At 66.0% G+C, this 480-nt stretch carries 1 protein-coding gene; it reads right to left on the bottom strand.

The genetic code is table 11. The features are described from left to right. A partial coding sequence (locus AA75_RS28975) for a hypothetical protein (protein WP_199520434.1) occupies positions 1 to 451 on the bottom strand: 451 nt, incomplete at its 3' end. Positions 452 to 480: the final 29 nt, after the last annotated feature.

The raw sequence follows: 480 nt of genomic DNA, 5'->3' as shown, positions 1-480 counted from the left end.
TGACGGGGACGCCGTTGTGGGTGAGGGCGCGGTGTTCGCGCCCGTAAGGGGTGAGGAGGTAGGAGGCGGTGAGGCCCTTGGTGCTGTCGTTGGCGATGGTGCCGGCGGGAGTGTAGTGGAAGGTGGTGGTTTGTTCGTTGGCGCCGTTGGCGTCGATGGTGGTGAGGGTTTTGCGGGAGCCGTCGGCCCAGTAGCTGGTGGTGGTGGTGCCGTTGTTGTTGGTGATGGTGACGGGTTTGTTGTCGGTGTTGTAGCTGGTGCGGTTGTTGTCGCGGTCGGTGAGGAGGTTCCCGGCCGCGTTCCAGGCCTGCTCGGCCCGCTGCTCGCCGTCGCCGTTGCTGTCGTTGGTGGTGATGGCGGTGCGTCGGCCGGCCTGGTCGATGGTGTTGGTGGTGCTGGTGGTCCTCTCGTCGGTGCCGTCCTCGTTGCGGGTGGTGACGGTGGTGCTCACCACGTCTCCGGAGGCGTTGATGGTGTAGG

The organism is Kitasatospora sp. MBT63 (assembly GCF_000710465.2).
Classification (GTDB): Bacteria; Actinomycetota; Actinomycetes; order Streptomycetales; family Streptomycetaceae; genus Kitasatospora.
This window is presented reverse-complemented; position numbering and strand designations above follow the sequence as displayed.